The following is a 6,514-nucleotide window of genomic DNA, read 5'->3' on the forward strand; positions in this document are numbered from 1 at the left end:
CAGACGCTACCGCCCTGTGCCCTCCGACTTCCGACTTCCGACTTCCGACTTCCGACTTCCGACCTCCGACCTCCGACCTCCGACCTCTGTCCTCTGTCCTCTGTCCTCTGTCCTCTGTCCTCTGTCCTCTGTCCTCTGTCCTCTGTCCGTAACCATACACCTTCACCGCCATGCGGACAACGCCCTTTTGGATTGGCGATCGGGTCTGGCTATATCCATGAAAAACACTTGACGCCGGCCACGGCCGGGCGGTAAGTGGTTCTATTTTTCCACATGGGAAGGACGACCTGTTAAGCACTTATGAATCGCAGCCTGGAACGCCCCCTTAAGATCTGCCTGCTGAGCTACCGGAGCAACCCCCACTGCGGCGGCCAGGGTGTCTACCTGAAGAATCTGAGCCGGGCGCTCAAAGATATCGGCCACCACGTCGAAGTGGTTTCCGGCCCGCCGGATCCCGGCCTGGACCCGGACATCCCCATTCACCGGCCGGCCTGCCTGGACCTTTACAACCCGGAGAGCCTGTTTCGGGTTCCCACCCTCAAGGAGTTGACCGACCCGGTCAACATCATGGAATGGGCGGGCGTGTCGACCATGGGCTTTCCCGAACCCTTTACCTTCGGCATCCGCGCCCAGCGCTTTCTGCGCACCCGGATGCACCGCTACGACATCGTTCACGACAATCAGAGCCTCTCGTACGGCATCTGGTCCATCGCCAAAAAAATCCCCACCGTGGCCACCATCCATCACCCCATCACGGTGGACCGGGACATCGCCGTGCGCGCGGTGCGGCCTTTCTGGAAAAAGCTCAAACACCTGCGCTGGTTCTCCTTCATCGGCATGCAGAAACGGGTATCGCGCACCCTGCGCCGGATCATCACCGTCTCCGAGTGTGCCCGGGCGGACATCGCCCGGGACTTCAAGATCCCCCTGGAGCGCTTTGCCGTCGTGCCCAACGGCATCAACACCAAGCTGTTCTATCCCATCCCCGAAATCCGGCGGGAGCCGGGCCGCATCATCGTCACCAACAGTTCCGACGTTCCGCTCAAAGGGCTCTACTACCTGCTGCATGCGGTGGCGGAAATCTCCCGGAAAAGGGCCATCCGGCTGGTGGTGGTCGGGACACCCAAGAAAAACGGCGGCATCAGCCGGTTGATCCGGCGCCTGGGCATCGGCGATGCAATAACCTTTACCGGCCGCATCAGCGATGATGAGTTTGTGCGCCAGTATGCCCGGGCGGCCATGGCGGTGGTCTCATCCGTTTACGAAGGGTTCGGCCTGCCGGCGGGCGAGGCCATGGCCTGCGGTGTGCCGGTGATCAGCACCACGGGCGGCGCCCTGCCCGAGGTGGTGGGTGACGCGGGAATCCTGGTCCCTCCGAAAGACCACATGGCCCTGGCCCGGGCCATCGTCGACATGCTCGACCAGCCGGAGCACGCAAACGGGCTAGGCCGCCGCGGATACCAGCGGGTGCAGCGGCACTTTACCTGGCAGCGCGCGGCCGAAAAGACCGCCGACGCCTACCGGGAGACCATCCGTGATTACCGTTGATTTCTCCCGCCTGGCCGTCCGGCCCGGCGATCGCATCCTGGACATCGGCTGCGGCTCCGGGCGCCACACTTGCGCGGCCTACCGGCTGAAGGGCGTGCGCGTGACCGGCGCGGACCTGAACCCGGCAGATCTGAAAGAAGCGCGCGAGCGGCTCCGCTTCCACGACCGGCTGGGCGAACACGGGGGCGGCAGCTGGAGCCTTTCGGCGGCCGACGTGACCGGCCTGCCCTTCCCCGACGCCTGCTTCGACCTGGTCGTGTGCAGTGAGGTGCTGGAGCACATTGATGACCACGAATCGGCCATGCGGGAGATCATCCGCGTGCTCAAGCATGGCAAGCCGCTGGTGGTCAGCGTCCCCCGCTACCTGCCCGAGCGCATCTGCTGGGCGCTTTCCGACGCGTATTTCAACGCCAACCAGGGCCACGTGCGCATCTATCGCAAAAACGAATTGATCGACCGGTTGGAACGGGCGGGCACGCGCTTTCTGGGGCATCACTACGCCCACAGCATCCACACCCCCTACTGGTGGCTCAAGTGCTTCGTCGGCCCGACGCGAACGGACTCGGCAGCGGTGAACCTTTACCACCGCCTGCTGGTCTGGGACATCATGAAAAAGCCGTGGGTGACCCGGCTGATCGATCGCCTGCTCAATCCGCTGCTGGGTAAAAGCGTGGTGCTGTACCTGCAGAAAGAATGGCTCGACAACTGTTCCGGCTGAAGGCGGTCAGGCGGTGATCCACACCACCGGTTATCTTGCCGGCCGTTGCGCTCCGGCGAAACCAGGACGGCGTCCCCGGCCTCAAGCAACAAAGGCGCAGGCGGCCGTTGACCGACCCGCCTGCGCCTTTCCTGATGCATTGCCGCCACCTATCCGAAAATACCCCAGCCGAACGCGGCGGTCCAGACGATTGAAAAGGCGATCACGATGATCAGCCACATATCTTCTTTTTTCATTTAATCACTCCTTGTTGATAGTTGGTTCAACGATCGGGATGACCGGTATCGAAGTCCTCAAATCGAGGATCCACATTTATTACGAAATATCGGCGTGTCATAGAAGACGGCTTTTGTGGATCTCGACCAGAAACGAGGGATTTTGCCCGAGATCAAGGCTTTCGAAAAATTAAACCGCAGGCATATGGCGGATATTCCGAGGATTTAATTTTTCGTATAACGCAGATGTCAGGCAAAATATCCGTTTCTGGAATAGCTAAACTTCCTTGATCACGATCATCTCCTCATCGTCCGCCCGCCGGATCTGTTCGTCGCTGGTGGTAGACATCTCCGCCTTGAAACACAGGGCCCACATCATGACAATCCCCAGGATCCACCAGACAATCTGCCAGGACCACAGGGCCGGAAAGCCGCAGAAGGAGAAGGCCTTGTTACCCAGCAGGCAGGCGGGGCCGATGGCAAAAAAGAACCAGATGGGGACCAGAATCTTCATCCATTTGCGCCATTTCTTGCCGTTCTCCGAAGGTCCGTCCACGCTGTCCAGCCACGACCGCACCTCGGCCTGCCGCTGCCGGGTCTCTTCGCTGTCAATGGCCCCCAGGCCCCGGCACAGGTAGGCCACCGTCAGACCGGCGAACAGCCCCCAGAAGGCGGTGTGCATGGAGAGCGGGTATCGCCACACGTAGTAGGTTAAAAAGCAGGCCACGATCCCCGCGATCATGCCCAGGGTGGCCCCCAGGCTGGGAAACCGCCAGCCCCAATGAACCCCCAGCAGCAGCAGGTACATGACAAACCCGAAAGCGGTGGCGAACCCGCCGATCATGACGATGGCATCCCTGGCGGTCAGGCTCACCACCACTGCCGCCAGGGTCACGGCGGTGGACAAGGCCCGGTTGACCCAGATCTGCTCGCTGTGGCTGGCCTCCTGTTTGCGGATATACCGCCAGTAGACATCGCGAAGCAAAATCGTGCCGCCGGTGCCGATATACGGGGCCGCTGTCGAGTGGATCGCGGCAATCGCGCCCAAAAACACCAGCCCCAGGACCGGCCCCGGCAAGAACTGGGTCATGAGCATCGGCACCACATCGCCGTCCACCTTGGGGGCGATCACTCCTTCCAACTCGAGGATCTTCGCCCCCAGGCCCTGGAAGGCGGTGAAATAGAACAGGGCCAGGCCCACCACGAAGGTGGACATGAAGACCTGCTGCCAGGCCAACGGTTTGGGAGACTTGATGCCGAAATTCCACAGGGTGAAGGCCGGCGAACTCTGGATGCCCATGAGGGCGAACATGTAGGTCAGGATCATGGCGGCGGTCCAGCCGCCGCCCAAGCCGAAATTGAGCAGACCCGGCACCTTGGTGTACCGCTCGTCCAACGCCTTGATTTTCTGGGAAAAGGCGGTCCAGCCGCCGATCGCATCGGAGGTGATCACATAGTATCCTAACAGGATGATGCCTCCCACCAGCAACAGGAACTGCAGCACCCCCACCCAGGTGCTGGCCTTGAGCCCGCCGGTGACCACGTAGAACCAGACGATGAAGGCCATGATAATCAGGCCGAGCGTCTGGGGCACTCCGGCAACCCAGTAAAACAGGGCGGCCGCCGATATCAGCTGAAGACCGGAGTAGAAAATGGAGTACAGAAAAGCAGTCAGCACGGTCAGCCAGCGTACCGCCTCGTTGTTGTAGTAATAGGCGAACATGTCGCCCGGGGTGACGAAGCCGTAGCGTTTGCCCAGCAGCCAATTGCGCTTGGCGAAAAAGGCCCCGGTAATGGGAATGGTCAGAACATAAAATGAAGCAAAGGCATAGGCCATGCCCTGGCTCCAGATCTGCCCCGGATGGCCGACAAAGGTCCAGCCCGAGAAGGACGCCGCCGTTGCCGCCATGAGGAAGGCAAAAAAGGGAATCGACCGGCCGGCGATGGCGTATCCCGACGAGGTCTTCTCGGTGAAGTACCCTTTGAGCCCCCAGTAAAAACAGTAAACGATATAGATCCCCAGCATGATGTATACCCACGTTGTTCCACTCATTGGACGGCCCTCCTGTTTTACGGGTTGGACAAGATGGTCGATCGCCTTGATCCGGCCGGCAACGCCGCGCCCGGTTTTGCAGACCTTTTTTTTCGGGCAACCGGGTCGCCATCGGTGGCCGATCCCCTTCGGCAGGGGTTGCGGCAGCCGCGATGGTCGTTTTGGGACGCAAGGGTAAGAAAAAGGCAGCAATCCGGGAAACCATCCACGGCCGGGTGGATCATGGCACCTGTGGCGCCTCTTCGGCGACAGCCTTCCGGAGAGGGGAAGGACATATGAGCATCTAAATGTACATTTTTACTTTTGTCAATATATTTTTACGTATATTTTTATTATATGGTGGGACGGATGGGGTAAACCGGAGACAGGGAGGCTGACTTTCGGTGAGAGCGAAAAAAGCAAGGATGGCTGAAAACCGTCTACGGCCCGAGCGAACGGCACGCTGCGACCGGCGGGCAATGACTACAAAAGAAATCGCTTCAGGGAGCGATTCCGAAGAATCCGAAAAAAAGCACAACCGCGGCGTAACCGCAGACCATGGAGAGCAGATGCCGCAACGGCTGCCGGGGCCATATCAGACGGATGTCGTCATATCCGTCGGCACATCCGGTGGTACAGACAATTGTACTTGGAAAAGGGATGATTTCACAGGCCGGCGCAGGCGCCACCGTCATTTCTAGGGCCGTGTCCTTGAGCCGCCGTAGAATCAACTCGGTAAGGCGGCGATCCTCGACTTTCTGCGCGGCCCACAGCAGTTCCAGGTAATGATCCCGCATGCAGGAATAACCGGGGTTGTTGTCGTCCATCACGACCTCCGCGGGTTAATTGTTGATCGCCTTGAGGGTGCCGTTGAAAGCCAACACGCCGGACAGTTTGCCGGCAATGTGTTCGATGAGTTCCTCATCGTTGATGAAAACCGCCCGGTTGAGCATCTCCAGGTATGGGCCCAGCTGTTCGAAACGGTCCAGGACAGCCTGGTCCACCCGCACCCCCTGCTGCGGCGAAACCCGGTCAAGGGATTCATCCGATTGCCCCTGGCGGAACACGGATGGCGGCACATCCAGTACCTTTGACATCTGGGCCAGGTCGTCAGGCGTGGGCTTCTGCTTGCCCAGCTCGATGTTTTTGATCTTGGTCCGCCCGGTCTCCACGCTCGTATTGAAGGCCTTGGCGCCGAACTGGCCCTGGTTCAAGCCTGATCGTTTGCGCAGAAGCTGGATTTTTTCGGACAGTGTTAGTTCCATGGTGGTCTCCTGTAGCGGCGATTTCGGGTGGATCCGCGGTTGAAGGACGCGCTGCGTGACTATCGATTCGTACTTTTGTCTTTTTCATTCAAACAGATATACTTAGTCATAATCCTTTTATTTCGCCTCGTCAACACCAGATTCGATTGATTTCCTGGCACTATCGGAAAACAGCATGGTGCGCAGAAACACTTTTTTACAAAATAGGAAACTGAATGTACCGGATGGGGTGAACGATCCGCATCGAACGCCGGCTGTCTGCATAAAGCGGCGATCGGGTTACACCCTTGGCTCCGCGGCCCTGATCGTTTGTACGGAACCGGTCAATTGGCATCGCACAAAACGGGTCGGCGGCGATGCAGCAGAATCATGGTTCCCTTGGCCTTTTAAAAGGGCGTCAAAGACAGCAAATAAAAGGAAGTTCAGCAGGTTAGAAACTGTCGAAAATAAGGGAATCAGGACAGACGATCCACCATTCCAGGCCCAAAAAAGCCCTTGACATTCAAATCCCGGTCGACTATTTAAGACGCTTCTTTAGCCGTCACCGCGGCTATGGAAACCTCATATTCCCCAGTAGCTCAGTCGGCAGAGCAAGTGGCTGTTAACCACTGGGTCCGCGGTTCAAGTCCGTGCTGGGGAGCCAAACAAATCAAGGGCTTACAGATAAAAATCTGTAAGCCCTATTTTATTACCTAACTTTATACCTAACATAAAGCATGATTATCGACGTTATTGG

At 58.7% G+C, this 6,514-nt stretch carries 5 protein-coding genes and 1 tRNA gene; 3 read left to right on the top strand and 3 right to left on the bottom strand.

Going from position 1 to position 6,514, the window contains the following annotated elements:
- The first annotated feature begins 300 nt into the window (after positions 1 to 300).
- Together ACZCED_RS24455 and ACZCED_RS24460 are read left to right on the top strand one after the other, a co-directional pair.
- A complete protein-coding gene (locus tag ACZCED_RS24455) occupies positions 301 to 1,548 on the top strand; it encodes a glycosyltransferase family 4 protein (protein ID WP_462968432.1) in 1,248 nt (415 codons plus the stop codon).
- Positions 1,535 to 2,266 carry a class I SAM-dependent methyltransferase gene (locus ACZCED_RS24460; RefSeq protein ID WP_464862054.1) on the top strand — a complete coding sequence of 244 codons (732 nt, stop codon included), beginning with the start codon at positions 1,535 to 1,537 and terminating at the stop codon, positions 2,264 to 2,266. The genes ACZCED_RS24455 and ACZCED_RS24460 overlap by 14 nt, the downstream gene beginning before the upstream one ends.
- Before the next feature lie 492 nt (positions 2,267 to 2,758).
- Here ACZCED_RS24460 and ACZCED_RS24465 read toward each other — a convergent pair whose 3' ends face one another.
- The 3 genes from ACZCED_RS24465 to ACZCED_RS24475 all read right to left on the bottom strand — a co-directional run bounded on the left by ACZCED_RS24465 (position 2,759) and on the right by ACZCED_RS24475 (position 5,778).
- Positions 2,759 to 4,534 (bottom strand): sodium:solute symporter family protein, encoded by a 1,776-nt coding sequence (locus tag ACZCED_RS24465; RefSeq protein ID WP_464862055.1) that lies wholly within the window; start codon positions 4,532 to 4,534, stop codon positions 2,759 to 2,761.
- A 479-nt stretch (positions 4,535 to 5,013) separates the two neighbouring features.
- Positions 5,014 to 5,340, bottom strand: coding sequence for a hypothetical protein (locus ACZCED_RS24470; protein WP_462968435.1), 327 nt, complete (start codon positions 5,338 to 5,340; stop codon positions 5,014 to 5,016).
- A 15-nt stretch (positions 5,341 to 5,355) separates the two neighbouring features.
- Positions 5,356 to 5,778: a helix-turn-helix domain-containing protein gene (locus ACZCED_RS24475; RefSeq protein WP_462968436.1), complete on the bottom strand. Its 423-nt coding sequence runs from the start codon at positions 5,776 to 5,778 to the stop codon at positions 5,356 to 5,358.
- A gap of 567 nt (positions 5,779 to 6,345) precedes the next feature.
- Between ACZCED_RS24475 and ACZCED_RS24480 the strand changes: the two genes are divergently transcribed.
- Positions 6,346 to 6,421: transfer RNA gene (locus ACZCED_RS24480), tRNA-Asn, on the top strand.
- Positions 6,422 to 6,514 lie beyond the last annotated feature (93 nt).

The sequence above is a fragment of the Desulfosarcina sp. genome, from assembly GCF_055467485.1.